Below are 24,098 nucleotides of genomic sequence, written 5' to 3'. Positions count from 1 at the left end.
ATGGGTGATCGCATCGTTATCTCGACGCAGCAGGTGCGGGCGCTGATCGCGAGCCAGTTTCCGCAATGGGCGGGGCTTGATGTAAGGCCGGTGGAACTGAGCGGCTGGGATAATCGCAGCTTCCGCCTTGGGGATGATATGCTCGTTCGCCTGCCGAGCGCTGCGGGTTATGTCGCGCAGGTAGAGAAGGAGCATCGCTGGCTGCCGAAGCTTGCGCCTCTTTTGCCTCTTCCGATCCCGAAGCCATTGGCGATTGGTGAGCCGGGACGAGATTATCCGTTTCCATGGTCCGTTTATGGCTGGCTTGATGGCGAGCCTCTCGCCCTGCATCTTGGGCATATAAATCTCGCAACAATAGCCGTCGACGTAGCAGCGTTTTTGAAAGCCCTGCAGGGCATCAATGCGACGGATGGTCCGCTTGCGGGCGAGCACAATTTCCACCGCGGCGGGTCGCTTGCGGTCTATGACGGTGAGGCGAGAGCGGCGGCGTTGCGCCTTGCCGATGAGGTCGATCAGACGCTGGCCATGGAGATATGGCAGCTTGCTCTTTCGAGCAGTTGGCAGGGCCAAGGCGTTTGGGTGCATGGCGATATTGCCGAGGGCAATCTGCTGGTGAGGGATGGCCGCCTTTCAGCCGTCATAGATTTCGGCAGTTCCGGCGTCGGAGACCCATCTTCCGATCTCATTCTGGCATGGAACGTGCTCGACGCCGAAAGCCGGAACGTCTTTCGCCTGGCGATGGATCTCGGCGATGCCACATGGCAGCGCGGGCGCGGCTGGGCGCTGTGGAAGGCGTTGATCACGCTTAAGGCTCAACGTGGACGTGATGAGAAACTGGCCGAATGGTCACGTCGGACCATTCGGGAAGTGATGGCCGATCATTTGTCCGCCTGAAACATCAGCGCAGACGTGCCATGACGTAGGCATCCACATATTTGCCGTCGCGATAGGCATCGTTGCGCAAGGTGCCCTCGCGTTCGAAACCGAGTTTCTCATAGAGCCGGAGGGCGGCAAGATTGTCGGTGAAGACGTTCAGTTCGATGCGGCGGATATCGTGCCAGTTATCGGCCGCGTCGATGAGTGCCGCCAAGAGCCTTGAACCAACGCCCTTTCCGGCGAAATCGTCGTGAACGGACATCGCAAGATCGGCGACATGGTACTGTCTGCCCGCTCTGCGATATAATCCGGCGTTACCAACGAGTTTTCCGTGCCACTCAGCGACGATGACGATGTCGGTAGGGGCTCGGTTTTCTATCGATTTTCTCGTTTTTTCGAGCGTCTGGAAAGGCTGCCGAAGGGTACCGTGCCGGACGCCGGGAAGATTGAGCATTTCGGTCAAGGCTTCGACGTCTTCAAGCCGGGTCGCGCGCAGGACAACGTCCTTCAGATCAAATGGCTTGTTTGTAATATCCGCTGGTTTCATGTTCATGCCTGTCTCCTTGTGGCGCGTTCGGAGCAGGCGTGACACCCCTGCTCTTATCGGCAGGGGTGGATGTTGATCGCTCAGTGCGCGGACATGCCTTTCCCTGCCGGTTGACCGGTCATCGTCATATGGCGGGTGGTTGTCGTCTTGATAGCGATCATGATGGCGAGAATGCTTTTACGAACTGTCACTGTCAAGCGGGTGCCTTGCGCAGGAAATCTCTTAGTTTTGCCGGCAGCCTGCCGTCAATCGCGGCAAGGCCGGCGGCAATCATCGCCATGCCAGCGAAGTGCTTGATTTCCAGCTGTTCTCCGAGAATGAGCGAACCGAGAAGGATGGCGCTGACGGGAATGAGGAAGGTGACGAGCGCGAGATTGGTGGCGCCGGCAGTGGCAAGGATGCGAAAGAAGATGAGGTAGGCCAGGGCTGTGGACAAGAGCGCGATACCGATGAGTGCGCCCCAGGTGCCGAGGCTCGGCATGGCAAGCGTCCAAGGCTTGTCAATGAGGAGCGCGGCCGGGATCAGCATCAGTGTCGAGGACGATATCTGGCCGGTGGCGGTCATCAGCGGCGGCACGCCCATGGCCTTGAAGCGGCGGCCGAATATGCCCGCGAAAGAATAGGAGATGGCAGCGCCGAGAATGGCAATCTGGCCCCAGAGGCCGGAGATCGCACCGCCAAAGGCTGCCGGGCCGATCATCGTCGCCACGCCGGCAAAACCGATGAGAACACCCGCCAGCTTGTTGCCGGTCATCTTCTCGTCGACGGTGAGAAAATGGGCGACGATGACGGTAAAGAGCGGCGTCGTCGCATTGAGGATCGAGGCCAACCCGCTGGCAATATGGGTCTGGCCCCAGACGATCAGGCAGAAGGGAATGATGTTGTTGAGCAGGCCCATGCCGAAAAAGGCGCGCCAAACGGCCCATTGCCGTGGCAGATGAAGGCCCATGATGCGGCAGACGATCAGCAGTGCCGTGGCAGCGAGGCTGACGCGCAGCGTGACGATGGTGACTGGCGGCAGTTCCTTGACGGCAATGCCGATGAAAAAGAACGATCCGCCCCATAGCAGCGAGAGCGCAACAAGCATCCCCCATTCGCTGGCATCCATCTGTTTTTGTATTGCCATCTTCGTCTCTCCCGCCGCTGGAAAATTGAAATAGTCGCAGAGAACGCCACGCTCAGCCACCCGATATCGGTTGAGTTTATCTCAATCAGTCGTTTGGCAATCTTGGTCCCGTCCGCGCCGTTGCATCTATCTACTCCTCACATTATGCTGTTTTCAAACGATAGTTTCTCGTCGGATAATTGAGCTCAGCTAAACCATGGTTGCAGAACTTCCGTCTTTGAAAGGATTGCAGGCCTTTGAGGCTGCGGCGCGCTATCGCAGTGTCACGCTTGCCTCCAACGAGTTGAACGTCACCCCCGGCGCGGTCAGCCTGCAAATCCGGGAGCTGGAAGCCCGCCTTGGCGTGCAGCTGTTTCTGCGCAGGCCGCGCAGCATCCAGCTGACGAGGGAAGGCGAGCGGTATTACGGTTCCCTTCGCACCGCATTCCGGATGATGCGCGAGGCGACGGCGGAGCTGACGGCGCGATCAGAGATTACGGTCTTAACGCTAAGCTGCACGCCGACTTTCGCGGTGCAATGGCTGATGCCGAGACTGCCCGGCTTTCAGCAACAACATCCGCAAGTGGATGTTCGTATCAGCGTGACGAACCGGCTGGTGGATTTCTCAAGGGACGATGTCGATCTGGCCGTGCGTCACGGTTTTGGTCGCTATGAAGGGCTGGAAAGCATCCGGTTCATAGACGACAGCACCTTGCCGGTCTGCTCGCCACAGCTTTTTGAAAAATATGGCCCGCTTCGGGTGGCCGGTGATCTGAAATGCGTGCCGCTTCTGCACGATGAAAACCGCAACGAGTGGCGGCGCTGGCTGGAAACGGCGGGGGCTACAGAGGTCGATGCTTCCGGGGGCACCGTGTTCATCGACAGCAACGGCGCGCTGGATGCGGCCAAGGCCGGGCATGGTGTTGCGCTAACGCGGCGATCGCTTGTTTCCCGCGAACTTGCCGAGGGAGCGCTAATAGCTCCCTTCGGCACGGACATTGCCAGCACGCTTGCCTATTTCCTGGTTTATCCACGGCGCATGCTTGATAATCCCGATCTTGTGAGGCTGCTTGACTGGATGCTTGCGGAAGCGGGGTCTACCGAAGCCGGTTCTCTTTGACGCCGATCCGGTCTATGCCGGAATGAAACAACGGGAATCACTCTTGAAAACCATCGCCATCGATTTCGAGACCGCCAATGAGGAGCGGGGTAGCGCCTGCTCCATCGGGCTTGCGTGGATAGAAGACGGTGAGATCGTTCGCGTCGAGGAACGGCTCATCCGGCCGAAGGACATGCGGTTTTCGCCCTTCAACGTCGCCGTGCACGGAATTCGCCCCGCCGATGTCGAGGACGCGCCGGAATTCCCTGATGTGATAGAAGAATTCATCGACGATTTCCACGGCGCCACGATGATCGCCCACAATGCCGCCTTTGATTTCAGCGTCATGCGGGCTTCCTTCGACAAATACCGGCAGTCCTATCCTGACCTTTCCTATTTGTGCAGCGTCAAGATTGCCCGCCATGTCTGGCCGCAGCTGGAATCGCATAAGCTGAATGTTATTGCCCATCATCTCCAGTTGCGTTTCGTGCACCACAATGCTGCCGAGGATGCTGTCGTCTGCGCGGCAGCGTCGATTGCGGCGGCCAGGGCGTTGCGCGTTGCCCATATCCGTGACCTGCCGGAAAAGATCGGCATGGTTGCCGGCCGTCTCACTTCCACCGGCTATCAGCCCTGCAGCATGAAAAAACGTGCCGTCTCGCGGGTTGCGTAACCGTTCCACGCACTTATGTTTGAAGCAGCGTAACGGAGAACATGCGATGACGATGAAAACTCTCTCGGGTTTGTTTGCGGGCTTTCTGGTGTTGTTCCCGGTGACAGTTGCGCATTCGCAAGTCGTCGGTAAGGTCGGTGTCGACTGGATCGGCAACGATATCGTCATCGAGGCTATTGCCGATCCCAAGATCAAGGGCGTGACCTGCCACGTCACCTATTTCGAGCGCGGCGTTATCGACCGCCTGAAGAACGGCAACTGGTTTGAAGACCCTTCGAACAATGCCATTTCCTGCAGCCAGACAGGACCGGTCGAAATCGGCGACATCGATCTGTCGAAGGGCGGGGAAGAGGTTTTCCGGCAGGGCATGTCACTGGTCTGGAAGAAGCTGGTCGTCAGTCGCGTTTACGACAAGACGAATGACACGCTGATCTATCTGGTGCATGCGCGGGAATTGAGCGACGGTTCGGCAAAGATGGCGATTTCCACGGTGCCGCTCTACAACCAGCAGGTGACGTGGGAAAAGGGCAAGCCTTGAGGCTTTGCCCTTGGTACTGCTGACACCATAATTCACCCGCGACGTCATCCTCGGGCCTGTCCCGAGGATCCAATCACGTATCGTAAAATCGATAGGTTGTAGATGCTCGGGACAGGCCCGAGCATGACGGAGGAGAGGTTTCCGACCCTGCCGTGCCCCTCAGGGCAAGCTGTGGAACCTGCGCGTTATATTATCAAAACCGGCTCTATCAAGCCGCTTCGCGCGCCAGCTCGTCGGCAATCACGGTGTCGAGGTTGAGGAAGCACACCATGCTCTTTTCCAGCGCAACGATGCCGCGGCAGAAGTTGCGCTGTTCTTCGGGAATGATGTCGGGCGCGGGCTGCAGGTCTTCGGAGCGGATGGTCATCATGTCGGAGACCTGTTCTACGAGAAGTCCGACCAGCTTGCCGCCGATATCGGTGACGATGATGGCGGAGCGCTCGGAAGGTTCGGTCATTTTCATGCCGAGACGGCCGGCCATGTCGATCACGGGGATGACGGCGCCGCGCAGGTTGATGAGGCCGAGAACATAAGGCGGCGTGTGCGGCATCGGTGTAACCGGCGCCCAGCCGCGGATTTCGCGGATCGCCATGATGTCGATGCAGAATTCCTGACCGCCGAGATGGAAGGAAACGATTTCGAGATATGCGCCGGATTGCTTGATGGCGTTGGACATGACGGCAGGTTTCCTCTGGCGGCTCTTAGGCAGGCCCATGCATGATTGAGCTTTATGCGGTGGCCGGAATGGACCGGGAGACATCATGTCGGAAGTTAAAAACCGCTATGGCCATATTGCACAGCAAGATTTTAAACTTTCCCTAACAATTGGCGGTGTCCCGATCGCAAAACCCAGTATTTTGGCGGTTTTCGTGCCGGTGCAAACAGGGTATAACAGACACATGAACGCACTCGTTGCCAATCCGCTGAAGTTTATTCTTGCAAGCCTTGCGGTAGCGGCCTCGCTTGCCGTCGTGCTTCTTGCCTTCGATGGCTGGGTGCGACACGGCACGGATATTTTCCTCTCCGCCGTGCAAAGCGGCATCGCCTGGTGTCTGTAATCTGCCGTCCCGTCCCGGCTTTGTGACAAATCAGCGCGGTTTACGCAAATACGCCCAGTTGATTTGCCGTCGCCACCGCTGTTCGTTATCAGACGATGGAGGCCCACGTCATGCGGCCGGCCTTCGGGGGGTAGGATTAGGACAATGAGAAATATTCGCATCGTATTGTGGGCCGTGGTGGTCGTTCTTGTCGGTGTCGTCAGCTGGTTGACGCTCGAAATGACGAAGACCCGTGAGGAAATGGTGGAAACGGCCTATGGCGTGCCGTTTGAACTCACGGCGCAAAACGGTCAGCCGATCACCGAAAAGGCGTTTCAGGGCAAACCCACGGCGCTCTTTTTCGGTTTCACCCACTGCCCGGAAGTCTGCCCAACGACGTTGTTCGAGCTGAACGGCTGGATGGAGAAGGTAGACCCGGCCGGCGACAAGCTGCAGGCCTATTTCCTATCCGTAGACCCCGAGCGCGATACGCCTGAGCTCATGCAGCAATATGTCTCCAACGTCTCGAAGCGGATCACCGGCATCACCGGTCCGGCCGACAAGATTGCCGAAACGCTGAAAGGCTATCGCATCTATGCCAAGAAGGTGCCGGTCGATGACAAGGATCCGAACGGTGACTACACCATGGATCACACGGCTTCCGTCATCCTGCTTGACGCCAATGGTCGTTTTTCCGGCACCATCGCCTATGGCGAAAACCCCGATGTTGCCGAGCAGAAGCTTCAGAATCTGCTGAAGGGCTGAACGAGACGGCATAATTGTGCCTGGCTTATTGGACTGGCGGAGGTTTTGTGGCAAAGGCAAGCCTAAGAACCTTAGCTAGAGAAAGCAGCCTGCCGTGAGCGAAATCCGACTTTACGTCACCACGACCGAAATCAAGGCCGGTGAAATCCTCGATCTCATGTCGGACTATTTCGGCGAGGAGGATGTCGCGATCGCCACCACCGAGGTGGATGAGAAACGCGACATCTGGGAAGCTTCGGTTTACCTGATGGCCGAGCAGGAAGACGAATTCCGCGAGCGTATCGACACCTTGCTGGCACCGGCCTTTCCCGGCCTCGCCATCGAAAAGGAGATCGTTCCCGACATCGACTGGATCGCCAAGTCGCTCGAGGGGCTGAAACCGGTACGGGCAGGGCGCTTCATCGTTCACGGCGCGCATGATCGCGATAAGATCAAGCCCAACGATCTGGCCATCGAGATCGAGGCCGGTCAGGCTTTCGGCACCGGCCATCATGGCACGACAGCGGGCTGCCTTGAGATGATCGAGGACGTTCTGCGGGCGCGGACCGTGCGCAATGCGCTCGATCTCGGCACCGGCAGCGGTGTATTGGCAATTGCCGTGCGCAAGATGCGCCATATTCCGGTACTCGCAACGGATATTGATCCCATCGCGGTGCGCGTGGCCAGGGAGAATGTGCGGCTGAACGGCATCGTCTCCGGGCTGGCGCTTGAAACCGCTCCGGGTTTCCACTCCGACGCTTTCCGCAAATACGGCCCGTTCGATCTCATCATCGCCAATATTCTGGCGCGGCCGCTCATCAAGATGGCGCCGCAGCTTGTCACGCATCTGGCGCCCGGCGGCACCGTCATCCTGTCGGGAATTCTCGCATCGCAGCGCTGGAAGGTGCTTGCGGCCTATAATGGCGCGCGGCTTTCCCACATCCGCACCATCTGGCGCAATGGCTGGGTCACGCTGCATCTGCGCAAGGACTGAAGCTTTAGCAGCATCCGTTTTGGACAAAGAAAAGGCGGCGCTTTCGCGCCGCCTGAAAACCCGCGAGCATATTGGAGGAGAATCGCTCAAGCGGGTCGACGTATTCCTGTTCCTGCGCGGTGGAGGGAGGATGGCCGCGCCCGAAGTGATCAGAATACGTAGCTGGACTTTGCGGTGCGGCGAAGTTCGGCGCGGTTCATGCCGAGCGCTTCGAGCGACTTGTCGTCGAGGTTGAGCAGGGCTGCGTTGACATGACGGCTGACCTGACGCTCGCGTGCTTCAATGACGCGATCGAAGGCGGTGCGGAGGAAAGATTTTGCCATTGCTTCAAATCCTTGTTTGCCAGGAGAGTGTGTCTCTCGCTGTGTTGGCTTGAAGATAAGCGATGTGTTTTTGTTTGGTTAGGGGTCTTGCTTCAAGGTAGGTATGCGTTTTTCACATGTCTGCGGCTTTTCAATATTACTTATTTAGGGAAAACTGCTCAATTTAGCGGCTTCTTTTCTCAGCCTTTGGGGTAAACGGCAGCGCGCGCGCCTGTCGTAATGGGTGATGGCACATATGGCTTGAAACAGGGTTTGCCGGCATGGCATTGTCGTTGCGCGCCAATGATTTGACGGCGTGACTGACCAGCTTTCCTCATGACAGTTCCCGAAAGATGCCCATGTTCCAGACCTTCGAAAACAAATCCGCGCCGCAATTCGGCAAGGCCCGCGTCGAGGCGCTGCGTGCCAGTTTCGACGCCCTTGGTATCGATGGTTTCCTGGTGCCGCGTGCCGATGAATATCAGGGCGAATATGTACCTGAATCATCTGAGCGTCTGTCATGGCTGACCGGATTTACCGGCTCTGCCGGCATTGCGCTGGTAACGCGCGCAGAAGCGGTGGTGTTTGTCGATGGTCGGTATACCACACAGCTGAAGTCGCAGGTCGACCAGACGGTGTTCAGCGGTGGTGATCTGGTCGGTGCCCCGCCTTCCGTCTGGTTGTCGGAGCACGGGGCTCCGGGCTTTCGGCTCGGGATCGATCCATGGCTGCATACCGGCGCTGAATTGAAGCGGCTGGAAAAGGCGCTTGCGGGGAAGGGCGGTTCCGTCGTCCTGCTCGAAAACAACCCGCTCGATGCCCTGTGGCACGACCGCCCGTCCGAACCGCTGGAGCCTGTCGTTATTCAGCCGGAAGCCTTCACCGGCAAGCTGGCGAAGGAAAAGATCGCCTCGCTGGCGGAGACGGTGTCTGCCAAGGAAGCCGATGCCCTGCTGGTAACAGATCCGTCTTCCATTGCCTGGATTTTCAATATTCGCGGCAACGATGTGCCGCACACGCCGCATCCGCTTGCCCGTGCCATCATCTATGCGGATGGCAAGGCCGATATTTTTCTCGACAAACGCAAGACCGGTATAGAGGCCGAGGCCTATCTGGCACAGCTGGCGACGCAGTTGCCGCCATCGAATATCGCCGATCGTCTGCACGCCATTGCCAGCGCCAAGGGCCGCGTCATGGTGGACGCCGATCTGACGCCTGTGGCGCTGACAGGGGCGATTACGGCGGCGGGTTGCACCTTGATTGAGGAGGCCGATCCCGTCCGCTTGCCGCGTGCCTGCAAGAATGCGGCTGAGCTTGCCGGTTCTGCTGCAGCACATGTGCAGGACGGTGCAGCCATGGCCGAATATCTGTGCTGGCTGGATCGTCAGCAACCGGGCAGCGTTACCGAAATCGCGGCCGTGAAGGCGCTGGAGGCTGCGCGCGCCAAGGTGGGGCAGTCTCTCCAGAATCCTCTAAAGGACGTGTCTTTCGATACGATTTCGGGCGCGGGCGAACATGCCGCCATCATCCATTATCGCGTCACCACCGATACCGACCGCACCCTTGGCGATGGCGAGATGTTCCTCGTCGATTCCGGCGCGCAATATGTCAACGGCACCACTGACATCACCCGCACCGTGGCAATCGGCAATGTCCCGGAAGATCAGCGGCGTTTCTTCACGCTGGTGCTGAAGGGCGTGATCGCCATCAGCGACGCACGGTTTCCCAAGGGAACGCGCGGTTGCGATCTCGATCCCCTGGCGCGTATCGCGTTGTGGAAGGCCGGGGCGGATTATGCCCATGGCACTGGCCACGGCGTCGGCTCCTATCTTTCGGTGCATGAGGGGCCGCAGCGTATTTCTCGGCTTTCGACGCAGGAACTTCTGCCGGGCATGATTCTGTCGAATGAGCCAGGTTATTACCGCCCGGGCGCTTTTGGCATCCGCATCGAAAACCTGATCTATGTGCGCGAGGCGGCGGAAGTCGCGGGCGGCGATCAGCCGATGTTGTCCTTCGAGACCCTGACCTGGTGCCCTATCGATCGCAGGCTGGTCGTTACAGCACTTTTGACCGACGACGAACTGGACTGGCTGAATGCCTATCACGCCAGCGTTCTGGAAAAGCTCTCGCCTTTGATCGCGGATGAAGAGGTGAAGGCGTGGCTTGTTGCGGCCACGCAGCCTCTGGCGCGGAACGCTTAAAGGATGGAAAAGTGCCTGATGGCGATGACGATCGCCCAGCCAACGGCCAGCATCGTCAGGCCGGGGAAACGCAGGCAGACCAGAAGAGCGGCCACCATGGCGATCTTCACCTCGTATCCGCCTTCAAAAAAGGCGGGTGCGACAAGGGTCGTCAAAACCGCCACGGGAACGGCGTTCAATCCCGCCTCCATGCGCGGCGGGATGGATTTCATCCGCGTCATCAGAACATAACCGCCGATGCGGGTAAGATAGGTGGCGACGGTGGCGAGCGCGATCAGGATCAGCGTGTCGGCGTGCAGCAGATCGCTCATGGCGTTTCCACCTTGCTTTCAGAATTGGCCTCGCCGGTTGGTTTCGGCGGATAGACGACTGCGACGAGAATGCCGGCAAGCGCGCCGAGGCTGACATGCCAGGGCGAGCCGACGATGTGATAGGCAACGGTCGCGCCAAGCGCACTTGCCAGCATCACCGGGTAAAAATTCTTCCGCTGGCGGAAGCTCAAAACCATGCCCATGAAATAGATCGGCAACAGCACATCAAGGCCGATGGCTTTCGGGTCGCCGACGAGATTGCCGAGTGATGCACCGACAATGGTCATCACCAGCCACAGAATATAGATCGGCGTGGCGAAGCCCATGTACCAGGCGAAACCGACCACGCCGGTGTTTTCGTATTTCCTGACCGACTCGGCGAATTGCGGATCCACCAGCACGAAGAACCCCATGGCCTTTTGCAGGAAAGTCCAGTTGGTTATCATCCTGGTAATGGCGGCCGAATAGAGAATATGGCGAAAATTGACGGCAAAGACCGATAGAACGATCAGCCAGGGGGCTACCTTCTGGCCGAATAATTCGATGCCGACCAGCTGGCTGGCACCCGCATAGACGGTGCCGCTCATGATCGTCGCTTCGGCGACGCTCAGCCCGTTATCGACTGCGACCGCGCCGAACAGCGCGCCGAAGGGAGCGGCGGAAAGGGCGATCGGAAAGCCGCTTTTGAGGCCTTCGCGGAAATCTGCATTGGACATTGTTCAGGAACTCCTTGCCCGCCGCTCTATCGCCGTCCCGGCCGGCTGGCAAACAAATTGCATGAATGGATCGATTGATTCCCTTGAAGCTTCCGTTACGGTAACGCCGATACGCGACGTCGGACGGAAGGCCTCACCCGGTTTTTGCTCCCCGCCCAAACGATTGAATAATGGAGGATCAATGCTGGAGAAGCAGGACAGGGCCGTGCTGGCCGCGCGTGTTCGGGAGTATCTGGCCCGGGAGACCGAAACCGAGATCGGCTTGCTGCAGGCGGAAATCTTCGTCGACTTTCTGGCCGAAGAAGTCGGATATGTCTTCTACAATCAGGGGCTCAAGGATGCGCATGCCGCGATCCTGCGGCGTCTCGAGGATGCGGCAGGCGATATCGACGTGCTGGAGAAGCCAAGGCTGCGCTGACCGGCCCTCAGTCGCGCAAAATGTCGCGGCTTTTGAGGATGGTGGCGCCTTTTTCCCGCATGGCCGCAATCGACGCCTGTATACCTTGGGGATCGATGCCGCGGCTTGCGTCCTCGATGAAGCGGACCTTTACGCCAGGCAGCATGTCGAGGGCATCGAGCACCGAAAAACTGACGCAATAATCGGTGGCGAGCCCGCATATGTCGAGCTGGGTTACGCCTTGGCGCGTCAGATAATCGGCAAGACCTGTCGTTGCCCCCTGATCATTGTCGCGAAAGGCGGAATAGCTGTCGACGGCGGGATTTTCGCCTTTCTGCTGGATATAGTCGAAAGCCTCCGTCTTGAGGTCGGGATGGAATTCCGCATCCGGGGTGCCCTGCACGCAATGGTCCGGCCACATCATCTGCGGTTTGCCGGAGAGTTCACCCATATCGAACGGCTTCTTGCCGACATGCTGCGAGGCAAAGCTGCCGTGATTTTCCGGGTGCCAATCCTGCGAGGCGACGATCAGATCGTAACCGCCATTGTCGATGAGGGCATTGGCGATGGGCACGATCCGGTCGCCATCGGCGACAGCCAGATTACCGCCCGGACAAAAACCGTTCTGGATATCGATGAGCAGCAGCGCCTTCATGATTTGCCTCCCTTATTTCCGGCAGGATGCCAAGCCGGCAGCGACGGATCAAGTGTCCTTACCAGCTTTGTATGTGCTTGACGGCTCATGGCATAGATTTGCTCCGTCGCAGTCCTGCCGCATTTACAGCAAATTTCCGGCAAAGTCGGAATTTACCTGACGATGCGGCGACGTAAACTTTAAAGGCCGATGACGCCCTGCGGGGCATTTTCCGGGAAAAGGCGATGCAGATGCATGCCCAGCCCGCGCAAGTCATTGTTTTGCCTTCGCCCGATAATGCGCAGACCTTAACGAATTATTTTTGCAGGGACTCGTAAACACTTTGGTTACCATAATTCGTCATGCTTCGAACCAGTCAGTTCCGAAATCGGCCGGGTGTCCGCCCGCTGTTCGGATGCCCCAAAATCCCTCCGGCTTTGCCCGGGTGTGCGTGAACGGTTCGAGTAACGAGTATCATGGCGTATTCTGCTGCGGCTTATAATGGCGCCGGTCTTGCCGGTTCGTCTTGCCTCAAGAGAGGCAAATCCTTTTCTCTTGGCCGAATGTCCGCTCTGCTTGGCGGTGGTGCCTTTGCCGGTCTGTTCGCCTTCGCTGCCTTCGCCTCGCTTCACACGATGGCGACCGCATCGCATGGTGTCGGGCAGTTTGAGAAGACGCTGGTGGCGAGGCTGGAGTCTGGCGAGGCTGCGATTTCCGGCGCAGCCGCACGCGATATCCACGTCCGCAAATTTTCCCGTCTGAGCGACCACAGCCATGGCCCGCAGAAGGCGGTTCGCCTTGCCGGCATCATGCCCGAAATCGGCGAGAAGGAGTTCCGCGAGCGTTTTGGCGCGGCTGCGAACGCGAAGGGGCAGGCGACAGTCAAGGAACTTGCAGCGCTGCGGCCCTCCGCCATCGTCGATTCGGCGCTTGGACGCACCACAGAGGTCGCCTATCAGAGCGCCGCATCGCAACATCCGGCATTTGAAGTGGCATTAGGGCGCCCGCAGATCGAGGAAGAGGCGAGCAGCCTGCTTCCGGACGACGTCCCTTTGCCAAGCTTCCGGCCCGAGGTTGCGGCTGCCGAAACGGTGGAGCCATCACCCCGCCCCGCCGTTTTGGCGAAGACCGATGAACACCCGGCAGCCGTTGCTTCCGCACCTGCTTTCGATGCACCGGTGCCTGCGCGTGCACCCCAGCAGCCGCGGCAAGGCACGGCCGGCATGCTCGCCTTTGCAAAACCTGATAATCCGGTGCGCGAGCCGAGCAAGATGGATGCGGTTCCGTGGCCGGATCGCGGCAACGGCACGGCGATCTACGATATTTCCTCCGGCCTGGTTCATATGCCGAACGGCGAGAAGCTTGAGGCACATTCGGGCATCGGCAAGATGCGCGACAACCCCGACTATGTTCATGTGAGAATGCGCGGCTCGACACCGCCCTCCAGCTATCGTCTGACGATGCGCGAGGCGCGGTTCCATGGCGTCGAAGCAATCCGTCTGACGCCGGAAAATGGCGTTAATCCGCATGGCCGTGACGGTCTTCTCGCCCACACCTACATGCTGGCGAAACGCGGTGAATCGAATGGCTGCGTTGTGTTCCGGGATTATTCCCGGTTCCTTGCGGCCTTCAAACGTGGCGAAGTCAAGCGCATGGTCGTGGTGCCGAAGCTGAACGGTGGTCGCCCGACGCTCGCAAGCAGCGGTGGCAAGAGTGGCGGCAAGACCCTGCTCAGCATGTTCTCACGCGATAGCGATACCTGATTTACGCTTTCCCGGACGTACGGAGAAATGCCCTAGCGGCCGCGACGCTGGGTCAGCACCATGCCGGCGAGAATCAGCAGAATGCCGAGTGCGCTTGCCCAGAGTTTCGGCGGCTGATCGCTGAAAAAGTCGAGCACGACGCTTGAGACCATCTGGCCGCTGATGACGAGAAGTGCGGTATTGACCGCGCCGATGCGGGGGATGAGCCAGCTTCCCGAAGCGATGAAGACAACACCGATGGGGCCACCGATAAAGGCAAGCCACGGCGCGTCGGCCGCGCCCGGCGGAATGAGGCCGCCGACGATGAGGCCGATGACGGTCAATACCCCGAAACCGACGATATGGTTCCAGAACGAGGCGATCAGCGGTGAGTTCGACAGGCTGAGGCGGCCGTTGACCTGGCGGCTCAGCGCCACGAAGACGCCGCCGGTAAACGCCATGGCTATCCAGACGATCATGCCGTTCTCCCGACAAGGATAATGAGTGCGCTGCCACAGAGAATCAGTGCCACCGCCGCCATGTCACGCAAATCCGGCCGCCGTTTGGGCAGGCCAAACAGGCCGAAGAAATCGGCCAGAAGGCTGAAGATCACCTGTCCACCCAACCCGAGCGCGATGGTGCCGGAGAGGGCAAGCGGCGAATTGACGGCGGTGGAGGTGAGGATAACAATGGCCGCACCAATCACCCCGCCGCAATAGGCCCAGAGCGGCGCCTTCGGTTTGGCCAGCGCACCCGCCTCCGTCTTCGGGCGCATGATCGCGAGATAGATCAGCGCCGCCACCGTGCCGGTGCCGTGTGCAGTCCAGGAGGAGAAAAGTGCGTTACCGTAATGCGCAAGCTGGCCGTTGAAATGCACCATCAATGTCAGAAGACAGCCGCTTGCGAAGGCGGCGGCAAGGTGCAACGGGTTCAGGCGGGGATGGGTCGTTTCTGTCATGACCAGCCGAGATATGATTATTCACCGAAGCGTTACAACATCGGCACCTGAATCGAAATCGATTTGTCAGTTGTTTCCAGAAACATGTGCAACCAAGGCGCTCCACTCCCTTACTTAACGCAGTCTGACATAACATCCGCGAAAAAATCGGCGATCAGCGTGGATACGCCCTTCGGGTTTTCCCAATGCGGATTGTGGCCATGCCCATCGAGCGTAACGGTTTGAGCCCCGGGAAAGGCGGCGGCCAATCAATCAGGCGGTCAGTCCTCGTGAGCGGATCGATACCATTATCGATGGGAATTTCGACGAGAGCTTCTTTCAGCCCTCGATCTGCCACGCCTAGCTGTCGCTTTGCGCCGAGGTTCCGCGCGAGCCGCAGCTCGCGCGGATCCAGAAGGTGATCCATGCACGGATGCGCTCCAATCTTCTCTCAGCTTTGGTGCACCTCGTGCCGAAGGAAGACTGCGAACCCGTAGCGCTTGGGATCACCTCGCTTATCGACGGCCTCTGGTTGCGCTCAGGATTGCAGTCCGGTTGTTTGACGCGCGAGGAGGCAATGGAGCAGATGCGGGATTACCTGTCTCACAGGTTACCGAACACAAAAGCTGACAATCCGTAGGGAACCAGTAAGCGCGCTTCGCATTATTCCAACATGAAGAAAACGACGCGCAAACCATTGAACCGGATGACGATTTTCGTCATTTCGATTTTCACTCTCGCAGCTGTGATCGCTGCGGTCTATCTGGTTGGGTTCACGCCCGGCGAAGTGTAGGCCAGCGCAGTCAATTGCCGGTGGGAAGGGTCTTGCCCTTGCCGCGCTCCAGCGCAACGCTCAGCTTGGCAACGGCAAAGCGGAGGCTGCGCATGAGGAAACGGCTGGTTTCCAGAAATGCGCGGTAGGGCAGCACGGTGAAGTAGCGCCAGCGGGGCAGACGGTATATCCGCAGATTGTTCTGGATCTGGCTTTCCCCGTCCGCATCCTGTGTGGCGCAGAGTGGGTAAATGAAGGCCGCCTTCAGGCCAGCGAGATATTCCAGATCGAAGGCAATATCGTAGGCAAGCCGCATGGGGATGAGCTTCGAGATCCATTTGCCGGCGCGGCGGTTGACGAGATATGCCCCCGAACCCTTTTCCCGCGTCAACGCAATGGCGAGTGAGCGCCCGCCAACGAGGTTGCGGAACGGAAACTTGCGGCCGTTGCTGACCGTGGTCAGCCGAAGCAGATCCCAGTCGCTTCCATTCACTATCGCCTCGTCGATTGCTTCCAGGAAATCCTTCTCGAAGACGACATCGTCTTCAAGGATGAGCGCGATGTCGGCATCGCTGCCCATGAACCGGTTGGCACAGGCGACATGGCTGAGATAGCAGCCGATTTCCGGCGGCGAGGTGCGGCGGCCATGCATGAGCATGTAGGAAAGCTCGCTGAATTCCGGGATCGGATAATTCAGCTCGCGGCCATTGACGCCCGGGACCCGCTCTGCCTTCAGCCCGATGGCGTCGAGACGTGCGTTCATGTCCTCGAGGCGCTTGGTGGCGCTGTCCATATTGATCAGGAAAACGGCAAGCTTGCGCCCGCTTTTCGGTAAAATATGCAAAGCAGTCCTCGCCCGGTTTCTGCACCCTGTTGCAACTCCTTTATTGCAACGGCGTGACGCGGGCTACGGAAAAAGCCGCGTTCGTGCACTCATCGTTGCCGAATCAAACCTTTTCCACAAATCCATCCAGCACGCGCTTTTGTCCGGCGCGGTCAAAATCGATGGTCAGCTTGTTACCCTCGATGGCGGAGATGTTGCCATTGCCGAATTTGATATGGAAAACGCGGTCTCCGACCACGAATTTCGACGGTGTGTCGGCAACCGATTTGGCCACCAGTTCGCCGTCGATCGTGCGGGCGCGGGGGCCGCTTTCGCCATAACCGATCCGCTCCACCGCATGGCCGGAGCGTGTGCCCCAGTTATCGCGGGTCGCGTCGGACTTGTTGGCCTGGGCACGTTTCCAGCCGGGGGTGGAGTAATTGTTGGCGAAGGGTTCTGCCTTGTCGAAACGGGACTGGCCATAACCGCCGCGTCCGCCGTAACCGCCGTAATTGGTGTCAGATGCCGCGACATCCACGTGGGCCGGCGGCAGTTCATCGAGAAAACGCGAGGGCAGGGTGGATTGCCACAGACCATGGATACGCCGGTTCGATACGAACCAGATATGGCACAGCTTCTTGGCGCGGGTGATGCCGACATAGGCTAGACGACGTTCTTCCTCCAGACCGGAGCGGCCGCCTTCGTCCAACGCCCGCTGATGCGGGAACAGACCTTCTTCCCAGCCGGGAAGGAAGACTGTGTCGAATTCCAGCCCCTTGGCGGAATGCAGCGTCATGATGGAAACGGCATCGAGATTTTCGTTCTGCTCGGCATCCATGACGAGAGCGACATGCTCGAGGAAACCGCGCAGGCTCTCGAAGGCCTCCATCGAGCGTATGAGTTCCTTCAGGTTTTCCAGCCGACCGGGCGCTTCCGCCGTCTTGTCGGCCTGCCACATGGCGGTATAGCCACTTTCGTCAAGGATCTGCTCGGCAAGTGTGGTGTGTTCGGTGTTTTCCAGAAGCCCCTGCCAGCGGCGGAAATCCTGTACTACGTCGAACAGCGCCTTGCGCGCCTTGGGTTTCAACTCGTCGGTCTCGATGATGTCCGTTGCCGCTGCCAGCATCGGAATGTCGCGGGCGCGGGCGTAATCATGCAGATTGCGGATGGTCGTGTCGCCCAGCCCGCGCTTGGGGGTGTTGACGATGCGCTCGAAGGCCAGATCGTCGGCTGGCTGGCAGACAAGGCGGAAATAGGCCATGGCATCGCGGATTTCGAGACGCTCATAAAAGCGCGGACCGCCGATGACGCGGTAATTGAGGCCAAGCGTGACGAAACGGTCTTCGAACTCGCGCATCTGGAAGGAGGCGCGAACGAGAATGGCCATGTCGTTCAGCTTGTGGTTCTTGCGCTGAAGCTGCTCGATCTCCTCGCCGACGGCGCGGGCTTCCTCTTCGGAATCCCAGGCCGCATGCACCACGACCTTCTCATCGTCGGGGCTGCTGCGCTCGGTGAACAGGGTCTTGCCGAGACGCCCTTCATTATGGGCGATCAGATGGCCGGCGGTGCCGAGAATATGCTCGGTTGAGCGGTAGTTACGCTCCAGCTTGATGACCTTGGCACCGGGAAAATCCTTGTCGAAGCGCAGGATGTTGTCCACTTCGGCGCCGCGCCAGCCATAGATCGACTGGTCGTCGTCGCCGACGCAGCAGACGTTTTGCGGCTCGCCTTTGGGGCGCTGGGCGAGAAGCCTGAGCCACATATATTGCGCCGTATTGGTGTCCTGATACTCGTCCACCAGAATGTAGCGGAATTTCTGGTGGTACTCCTTCAGAATATCTGGATTGCGGCGGAAGATGCTGATCGGGTGCAGCAGAAGATCGCCGAAATCGCAGGCGTTCAGCGTTTTCAGCCGGTTCTGATAGGCCGTGTAAAGTTCGCGGCCCTTGCCATTGGCAAAGGCGCGGGAATCGCCCTCGGGAATATCCGGCGGCGTCAGTCCCTTGTTCTTCCAGCCGTCAATCATGCCGGCGAATTGTTTGGCCGGCCAGCGCTTGTCATCAAGACCTTCGGCCTGGATGAGCTGCTTGATCAGCCGCACCACATCGTCGGTGTCGAGAATGGTGAAATCAGACTTCAGGCCGATGAGTTCGGCATGGCGACGCAAGAGCTTGACACCGATGGAGTGGAAGGTGCCGAGCCAGGGCATGCCCTCAACCGCGCCGCCGACCAGAACGCCAATACGTTCCTTCATCTCGCGGGCGGCCTTGTTGGTGAAGGTCACGGCCAGAATCTGGCTTGGATAGGCGCGTCCGGTCGCCAGAATATGGGCGATGCGGGTGGTCAGAACGCGGGTCTTGCCGGTGCCGGCGCCCGCAAGCACCAGAACCGCGCCGTCCAGTGTCTCCACGGCCTCGCGCTGTTCCGGGTTGAGGCCGGAAAGATAGTCGGGCGTGGGCCGTGCCTGATCGCGTGCCGCCATGGCGCGCGCGGCAATGCCAAGCCCGCCGGCGTTGCCTGCATCGGCATTGTTCGTCGCCTTGCGCGGCGTCTCAGGTTCTTCGTCGAAGAACGGCATATCGTCAAAACTGTTGCTCATGCGGCCCAATGTAGTGATTCGGGATATAAAGGCTAGAACCGTGTTCTGCTTTTATTCCGGTATCATCCGTCAAAACGCCTATTCCAAGACGTTTTTTCGTCTCAGGCCCGCCTGTCGGCATCAAAAGCCGCGTCCACCGGCAATTGCAGCGCCACGGCCAGCTGGTTGGTCTTGGCGGCAAGGGCGATGACCCGCATAAGATCGGCATGCTGTTCGCCCGTCATGCCCTTGGCTTTTGCAGCCGCGGCATGGGAGTGGGCGCAATAGGAGCAGCCATTGGTGACGGAAACGGCGATATAAAGCATTTCCTTCACCAGCGGATCGAGCGCTGAAGGTGTGGCCATCACCGCCTTGACCTCGGCCCAGGTCTTTTCCAGAAGATCGGGGTCGAAGGCGAGGTAGAGCCACATATTGTTGATGAAATCCGATTTCCGCGTTGCGCGGATATCGTCGAACACAGCCTTGACGCGCGGGTTGGCTTCGGGATTTTCGGCTTTCGTTACGGTGCTCATGCATTCCTCCGGTCATGGCTATTTAAGCTGCAGATTAGCGGATTGGCGAATGTTTGCGACAGAAATGGCCGTCAGTGCGCTTTCGACGACAATTCATCACAAATTACAATTATGTAAGGAACGGATTTGTGCGTTGCCTTCGTTAAGGCATGCGGGAATACTTCTACCGTTCCGAAAGCTCTTTTCGGGGCGGGTTTATGCTGTGCGGATAATCGGAGAAATGTATGCGGGTGTGGAAACAGGTGGGTGTCTGTCTTGCTGTGGCGGGAGCAGGACTCTGTCTTTGGGGGTTTTATTCACCCGAAGCGCGGAATCTGCTCGCGGGTATCGGCATCGGCAAAACACCGGCCGGCGCGGTCGAGGTTGCCGCATCCGGTGCCGGAACACCCGGTTCGTCATCCGGACAAAATGCCGGCGCCGCACGCCGTGATGGCAATGCGACCCTGGTGGCGATGGCCCCGGTCAAGCAAGGCACGGTCAATGACAGGCTGAACGCCATCGGCAGTGGCGAGGCCATACAGTCGGTCATCGTCATGCCGCAGACATCAGGCACGCTTTCGGAAATCCGCATTTCATCCGGCGCCCGCGTCGTAAAGGGGCAGGTGCTCGCGCGGCTCGATGACGAGGAGCAGGTGATCGAGCGGGACAAGGCGCAGGTTGCGCTACGCAGCGCCGTCGAAAAATCGAGTTCCTACAGTAACCTGAAATCCGTATCCCGCCTTGATGTGCTGGACGCGCAGATTGCCGAGGAAGCCGCAAAACTCGCGCTGAGCACCGCCGAGCTGAACCTCAGGCGTCGCGACATCGTCGCGCCGATTGAGGGTGTTGTCGGGATCGTGGCCGCCAATATCGGCGACAATGTCACCACGCAATCAACGATCGTCGGCATCGATGACCGTTCTCAAATTCTTGTCAATTTCTGGGCGCCGGAACGGTTCGCAACTGCAATTACCGTCGGAATGCCTGTAGAGGCCACCTCGATTTCACGCCCCGGCGAGACGTTCAAAGGTGAGGTCGAGGCCGTCGACAACCGTGTCGACGCCGCAAGCCGTACCATCCGCATCCGGGCACGGTTTGCCAACGACAAGGACGAGCTTCGGGCCGGTATGTCCTTCGGTGTCACCATGCGTTTTGCCGGAGAGACCTATGCTTCCGTCGATCCGCTGGCTGTGCAGTGGGATGCCGAAGGTTCCTATGTCTGGCGCGTGACCGACAATAAATCGGCCAAGGTGCGGGTGCAGATCGTGCAGCGTAACCCCGACGCCGTTCTCGTGAAAGCGGAACTGGCGGAAGGCGATCAGGTCGTGACCGAAGGATTGCAGCGGGTGCGGGAGGGTGGTGCCGTCCGTGTCGCAAGCCAGCCGAAGCCCGAGGAGGTTGCCAGCCAATGACGACTCAGCCGCCTTCGGGTAAGGATTCCAAGCTCGCCTTCACCGCACTGTTCGTTCGCCGTCCCATTCTGGCGGCGGTTCTCAATACGTTGCTTGTGGTTGCCGGCCTTGCCGCGCTGGTTGGCGTTGAGGTGCGCGAGTTGCCGGATGTGGACCGGCCGTCCATCAGCGTCAGGACGACCTATGAAGGTGCGGCGCCCGAAACCATCGATCAGGAAGTGACGCAGACTATCGAGGGGGCTGTTGCGCGCGTCAGCGGTGTCAAAACCATCTCCTCCAATTCGCAATTCGGCACCAGCCGCGTAACGATGGAATTCGGCGACAATGTCGATATGGCCGTTGCCGCAAACGATGTGCGCGATGCCATTGGCCGCGTAACCAACCAGTTGCCTGATGATGCTGACGAGCCGCAGATCATCAAGGCGGATTCCGACAGCCAGCCGATCATGCGTCTTGCCGTCACTTCGTCCACGCTCAGCATGGAAGATCTGACCAAGCTGGTGGATGACGAGGTCATCGACCGCCTGGCCGCCGTCGATGGCGTGGCGGATGTGGAGCTTTACGGCGATCAGGAAAAAGTATTCCGCGCCGATCTCAATCAGGCCGCACTTGCCAGCCGTGGTCTGACGGTGACGGATATTTCCACCGCGCTGGCCAGTGCCGCGCTGGATGTGCCGGCGGGATCGCTGAAAAGTTCGACGCAGGACATCGTCGTGCGCGCGACCGCGAGCCTCACGAAGCCTGAGGATTTTTCCAACCTTCTGATCAAGGACAATATCCGCCTGCGCGATGTGGCAACCGTGATGCTGGGGGCGGATGACGAATCCACCTCGCTGCGGTCCAACGGTGTGCAGGGTGTGGGTCTCGGCGTTATCCGGCAGGCGCAGTCCAATACGCTCAATATCTCCACCGGCGTGAAGGCTGCCGTCGAGGCCATGTCGGCCAACCTGCCGCAGGGTACACGCATTGTGGTGACCAGTGACGACGCCGTCTTCATCGAAGGCGCGTTGCACGAGGTGGAACTGGCGCTTGGTCTTTCTGCGCTCATCGTGGTTGTGGTGCTTTACCTGTTCCTGCGCGACTGGCGGGCAACCCTCATTCCGGCGATCACCATGCCCGTGGCGTTGATCGGCACCATTATCGCAATCTACATGGTCGGGTTCTCGATCAACATCCTCACGCTGCTCGCCATCGTTCTGGCGACGGGTCTGGTGGTCGATGATGCCATCGTGGTGCTGGAAAATATCGTGCGCCGCCGTGCGGAGGGAATGGGGCCGCGCGCCGCCGCTGTTCTCGGCACCCAGGAAGTGTTCTTCGCGGTGATTGCGACGACGGCGACGCTTGCCGCAGTGTTCATTCCGCTCTCCTTCCTGCCGGGCCAGCTGGGTGGCCTTTTCCGCGAATTCGGTTTCGTTCTCGCCTTCGCTGTCGGTCTTTCCTCCATCGTGGCGCTGACGCTTTGTCCGATGCTCGCTTCGCGGATGCTGAAAGACGGATTGAAGGAACCCACGGGACCGCTGGCTTGGTTCGGCAATGTCTTTGCCTCCACCTACAAGACGACGCTTTCCGCCTGCCTCAACAACCCGCTCATCGTCATCATCGTTGCGCTCGTCTTTTCGGGCCTGTCTTGGATTGCCTTCGGCATGATCCAGAACGAACTGACGCCGCGCGAGGACCGCGCCTCGGTGATGATGCGTGTGACGGCGCCGCAGGGTGTCAGCCTCGACTATACGCGCGACCAGTTGCAGCGGATCGAGGAAAATCTCCAGCCGCTGCGCGATAGCGGTGAAATCCGCAATATTTACTCCATCACCGGCATGAACGGTTCCTCCAACACCGGTTTTCTGGTGCTGACGCTGGCGCCGTGGGCTGATCGCGATCGCACGCAGAACCAGATTGCCGCCGACGTTACCGCTGCCGCCAACAAGGTGCCGGCGCTGCGCGGCAACGCCATGCAGCCGAACAGCCTGCGCATTCGCGGTGCGGGCAACGGCCTGCAGATGGCAATGGTCGGCAGCAATTATCAGGCACTGACGGCTGCGACGCAGAAACTACTGCTTTCCATGGAGGAAAGCGGCCTGTTCGAAACGCCGCGTTTGGACAACGAGCCCAACCAGGCGCAGCTATCCGTCTCCATCGACCGGGAGCGCGCCTCCGATCTCGGCATTGATATCACCGGCCTGTCGCGCGCCATGCAATCGCTGCTGGAAGGACGTTCGATTGTCGACGTCTTCGTGGATGGGGATGCAATCCCGGTCCGGCTGCTGTCCTCCACCCGGCCGATCAACGACCCGACCGATCTCGAAAACGTCTTCCTGAAAACGGGTGACGGCAAGATCGTGCCGATGTCGGTTATCGCCACCCTGAAGGAAAATGCGGTCGCGCCGCAGCTGAACCGCGAGCAGCAGCTTCCCTCCGTCGGCTTTACCGCCAATCTCAAGGACGGCGTTTCGCTCGGTCAGGCTTTGGAAAAGGTGAACGAGCTCTCGCAATCCCTCCTGCCGCCCGGCGCCCGCCTTCTGCCGCTCGGCGAGGCGGCGACGCTTGAGGAAAATTCGAGCGGCATGCTGCTGACCTTCGGTTTTGCCATCGCCATCATCTTCCTCGTACTGGCCGCGCAGTTCGAAAGTGTCCTGAGTTCGATCATCATCATGTCGACGGTGCCGCTCGGTCTTGCCTGCGCGGTTATCGCGCTGCTCGTCACCGGATCGAGCCTCAACGTTTATAGCCAGATCGGCCTTGTGCTTCTGGTGGGCGTGATGGCAAAGAACGGCATTCTCATCGTGGAATTCGCCAACCATCTGCGTGACCAGGGCGCCACCGTGCGCGAAGCCATCGAGAAAGCCACCAGCATCCGCCTGCGCCCGGTGATGATGACAATGATCGCGACCATTTTGGGCGGCGTGCCGCTGGTGCTTGCGCAGGGAGCAGGTGCTGAAGCACGCATCGCGTTGGGCTGGGTCATCGTCGGCGGTCTGGGTTTTGCGACGCTGGTGACGCTTTACATCACCCCGGTATCCTACCTGCTGATTGCCCGTTTCGCCAAGCCACAGGCGGATGAGGAAATCCGCCTCCACCGCGAACTGGAACTTGCCGCGCGTCGGAAGGCGCTGGAGGAGGACAAGCAGCTGCTTGCGGCGGAATAAAA

24 protein-coding genes and 1 pseudogene are annotated in these 24,098 nt (G+C 59.3%); 13 read left to right on the top strand and 12 right to left on the bottom strand.

From position 1 onward, the window contains the following. Window positions 1-894, top strand: a complete 894-nt coding sequence (locus CRP02_RS21665; RefSeq protein WP_097172255.1) for an aminoglycoside phosphotransferase family protein — start codon at window positions 1-3, stop codon at window positions 892-894. A gap of 4 nt (window positions 895-898) precedes the next feature. Here the strand turns inward: CRP02_RS21665 and CRP02_RS21660 are convergent, their stop codons facing one another. Together CRP02_RS21660 and CRP02_RS21655 are read right to left on the bottom strand one after the other, a co-directional pair. Continuing rightward, window positions 899-1,429 carry a GNAT family N-acetyltransferase gene (locus tag CRP02_RS21660; protein ID WP_097172254.1) on the bottom strand — a complete coding sequence of 177 codons (531 nt, stop codon included), beginning with the start codon at window positions 1,427-1,429 and terminating at the stop codon, window positions 899-901. Window positions 1,430-1,616: 187 nt separating this feature from the next. Continuing rightward, on the bottom strand, window positions 1,617-2,549 hold the full coding sequence (locus tag CRP02_RS21655; protein ID WP_179784093.1) for a DMT family transporter: 933 nt from the start codon (window positions 2,547-2,549) through the stop codon (window positions 1,617-1,619). A 196-nt stretch (window positions 2,550-2,745) separates the two neighbouring features. Here CRP02_RS21655 and gcvA point away from each other — a divergent pair, with 196 nt between their 5' ends. The 3 genes from gcvA to CRP02_RS21640 are packed head-to-tail and all read left to right on the top strand — an operon-like array spanning window position 2,746 to window position 4,838. Then, window positions 2,746-3,648, top strand: coding sequence for a transcriptional regulator GcvA (gene gcvA, locus CRP02_RS21650; protein ID WP_097100585.1), 903 nt, complete (start codon window positions 2,746-2,748; stop codon window positions 3,646-3,648). A 43-nt stretch (window positions 3,649-3,691) separates the two neighbouring features. Next, the gene (locus CRP02_RS21645) at window positions 3,692-4,300 is read left to right on the top strand and encodes a 3'-5' exonuclease (RefSeq protein ID WP_097172253.1); all 609 of its coding nucleotides are present in this window, start codon (window positions 3,692-3,694) and stop codon (window positions 4,298-4,300) included. A 46-nt stretch (window positions 4,301-4,346) separates the two neighbouring features. Continuing rightward, the gene (locus CRP02_RS21640) at window positions 4,347-4,838 is read left to right on the top strand and encodes a CreA family protein (RefSeq protein ID WP_097172252.1); all 492 of its coding nucleotides are present in this window, start codon (window positions 4,347-4,349) and stop codon (window positions 4,836-4,838) included. Between the two features lie 208 nt (window positions 4,839-5,046). On the opposite strand, the gene CRP02_RS21635 is transcribed toward CRP02_RS21640, so the two are convergent. Next, window positions 5,047-5,514 (bottom strand): chemotaxis protein CheW, encoded by a 468-nt coding sequence (locus tag CRP02_RS21635; RefSeq protein ID WP_003513183.1) that lies wholly within the window; start codon window positions 5,512-5,514, stop codon window positions 5,047-5,049. A gap of 85 nt (window positions 5,515-5,599) precedes the next feature. Between CRP02_RS21635 and CRP02_RS21630 the strand changes: the two genes are divergently transcribed. The 3 genes from CRP02_RS21630 (at window position 5,600) to CRP02_RS21620 (ending at window position 7,613) form a co-directional block, all read left to right on the top strand. Beyond that, window positions 5,600-5,896 carry a hypothetical protein gene (locus tag CRP02_RS21630; protein WP_414896239.1) on the top strand — a complete coding sequence of 99 codons (297 nt, stop codon included), beginning with the start codon at window positions 5,600-5,602 and terminating at the stop codon, window positions 5,894-5,896. A 144-nt stretch (window positions 5,897-6,040) separates the two neighbouring features. After that, entirely contained in the window at window positions 6,041-6,640 is a 600-nt protein-coding gene (gene sco / locus CRP02_RS21625; RefSeq protein WP_097172251.1) for a cytochrome oxidase assembly protein Sco, read from the top strand. Window positions 6,641-6,734: 94 nt separating this feature from the next. Continuing rightward, entirely contained in the window at window positions 6,735-7,613 is an 879-nt protein-coding gene (locus tag CRP02_RS21620) for a 50S ribosomal protein L11 methyltransferase (protein WP_097172250.1), read from the top strand. A 149-nt stretch (window positions 7,614-7,762) separates the two neighbouring features. Here the strand turns inward: CRP02_RS21620 and CRP02_RS27655 are convergent, their stop codons facing one another. After that, window positions 7,763-7,936 (bottom strand): hypothetical protein, encoded by a 174-nt coding sequence (locus CRP02_RS27655; RefSeq protein ID WP_003513176.1) that lies wholly within the window; start codon window positions 7,934-7,936, stop codon window positions 7,763-7,765. 338 nt (window positions 7,937-8,274) lie between these two features. Here CRP02_RS27655 and CRP02_RS21610 point away from each other — a divergent pair, with 338 nt between their 5' ends. Next, window positions 8,275-10,116 carry an aminopeptidase P family protein gene (locus tag CRP02_RS21610; RefSeq protein WP_097172249.1) on the top strand — a complete coding sequence of 614 codons (1,842 nt, stop codon included), beginning with the start codon at window positions 8,275-8,277 and terminating at the stop codon, window positions 10,114-10,116. Here the strand turns inward: CRP02_RS21610 and CRP02_RS21605 are convergent. Both CRP02_RS21605 and CRP02_RS21600 read right to left on the bottom strand, forming a co-directional pair. Further along, on the bottom strand, window positions 10,113-10,427 hold the full coding sequence (locus CRP02_RS21605; RefSeq protein ID WP_097172248.1) for an AzlD family protein: 315 nt from the start codon (window positions 10,425-10,427) through the stop codon (window positions 10,113-10,115). The genes CRP02_RS21610 and CRP02_RS21605 overlap by 4 nt on opposite strands. Next, window positions 10,424-11,143, bottom strand: coding sequence for an AzlC family ABC transporter permease (locus CRP02_RS21600; RefSeq protein ID WP_097172247.1), 720 nt, complete (start codon window positions 11,141-11,143; stop codon window positions 10,424-10,426). Before CRP02_RS21600 ends, CRP02_RS21605 begins: the two co-directional genes overlap by 4 nt. Window positions 11,144-11,324: 181 nt before the next feature. Here CRP02_RS21600 and CRP02_RS21595 point away from each other — a divergent pair, with 181 nt between their 5' ends. Then, on the top strand, window positions 11,325-11,561 hold the full coding sequence (locus CRP02_RS21595) for a DUF2164 domain-containing protein (RefSeq protein WP_003513169.1): 237 nt from the start codon (window positions 11,325-11,327) through the stop codon (window positions 11,559-11,561). 7 nt (window positions 11,562-11,568) lie between these two features. On the opposite strand, the gene pncA is transcribed toward CRP02_RS21595, so the two are convergent. Further along, a complete protein-coding gene (gene pncA, locus CRP02_RS21590; protein ID WP_097172246.1) occupies window positions 11,569-12,195 on the bottom strand; it encodes a bifunctional nicotinamidase/pyrazinamidase in 627 nt (208 codons plus the stop codon). 455 nt (window positions 12,196-12,650) lie between these two features. Between pncA and CRP02_RS21585 the strand changes: the two genes are divergently transcribed. Then, window positions 12,651-13,937, top strand: coding sequence for a DUF2778 domain-containing protein (locus CRP02_RS21585; protein ID WP_097172245.1), 1,287 nt, complete (start codon window positions 12,651-12,653; stop codon window positions 13,935-13,937). A gap of 32 nt (window positions 13,938-13,969) precedes the next feature. On the opposite strand, the gene CRP02_RS21580 is transcribed toward CRP02_RS21585, so the two are convergent. Both CRP02_RS21580 and CRP02_RS21575 read right to left on the bottom strand, forming a co-directional pair. After that, window positions 13,970-14,395: a DMT family transporter gene (locus CRP02_RS21580; RefSeq protein WP_003513163.1), complete on the bottom strand. Its 426-nt coding sequence runs from the start codon at window positions 14,393-14,395 to the stop codon at window positions 13,970-13,972. Continuing rightward, window positions 14,392-14,874: a DMT family transporter gene (locus tag CRP02_RS21575; RefSeq protein ID WP_003513161.1), complete on the bottom strand. Its 483-nt coding sequence runs from the start codon at window positions 14,872-14,874 to the stop codon at window positions 14,392-14,394. Before CRP02_RS21575 ends, CRP02_RS21580 begins: the two co-directional genes overlap by 4 nt. 247 nt (window positions 14,875-15,121) lie before the next feature. Here CRP02_RS21575 and CRP02_RS21565 point away from each other — a divergent pair. Continuing rightward, window positions 15,122-15,493: pseudogene (locus CRP02_RS21565) on the top strand (TetR family transcriptional regulator C-terminal domain-containing protein); the annotation flags it as partial. A gap of 163 nt (window positions 15,494-15,656) precedes the next feature. On the opposite strand, the gene CRP02_RS21560 reads toward CRP02_RS21565, so the two are convergent. The 3 genes from CRP02_RS21560 to CRP02_RS21550 form a co-directional block, all read right to left on the bottom strand. Further along, window positions 15,657-16,469, bottom strand: a complete 813-nt coding sequence (locus tag CRP02_RS21560; RefSeq protein ID WP_097172244.1) for a glycosyltransferase family 25 protein — start codon at window positions 16,467-16,469, stop codon at window positions 15,657-15,659. A 103-nt stretch (window positions 16,470-16,572) separates the two neighbouring features. After that, window positions 16,573-19,047 (bottom strand): ATP-dependent helicase, encoded by a 2,475-nt coding sequence (locus CRP02_RS21555; protein ID WP_097172872.1) that lies wholly within the window; start codon window positions 19,045-19,047, stop codon window positions 16,573-16,575. A 101-nt stretch (window positions 19,048-19,148) separates the two neighbouring features. After that, window positions 19,149-19,559: a carboxymuconolactone decarboxylase family protein gene (locus CRP02_RS21550; protein WP_097172243.1), complete on the bottom strand. Its 411-nt coding sequence runs from the start codon at window positions 19,557-19,559 to the stop codon at window positions 19,149-19,151. A gap of 224 nt (window positions 19,560-19,783) precedes the next feature. Between CRP02_RS21550 and CRP02_RS21545 the strand changes: the two genes are divergently transcribed. After that, window positions 19,784-20,950 carry an efflux RND transporter periplasmic adaptor subunit gene (locus CRP02_RS21545; RefSeq protein ID WP_097172242.1) on the top strand — a complete coding sequence of 389 codons (1,167 nt, stop codon included), beginning with the start codon at window positions 19,784-19,786 and terminating at the stop codon, window positions 20,948-20,950. Beyond that, window positions 20,947-24,096, top strand: coding sequence for an efflux RND transporter permease subunit (locus CRP02_RS21540; RefSeq protein WP_097172241.1), 3,150 nt, complete (start codon window positions 20,947-20,949; stop codon window positions 24,094-24,096). The genes CRP02_RS21545 and CRP02_RS21540 overlap by 4 nt, the downstream gene beginning before the upstream one ends. The last annotated feature ends 2 nt before the right edge of the window (window positions 24,097-24,098 follow it).

Source organism: Rhizobium sp. AN5, assembly GCF_900215255.1.
In the GTDB taxonomy this organism is placed as follows: Bacteria; Pseudomonadota; Alphaproteobacteria; order Rhizobiales; family Rhizobiaceae; genus Agrobacterium; species Agrobacterium tumefaciens.
Note: the sequence above shows the minus strand (reverse complement) of the source record. Positions and strands in the feature narration are given on the sequence as shown.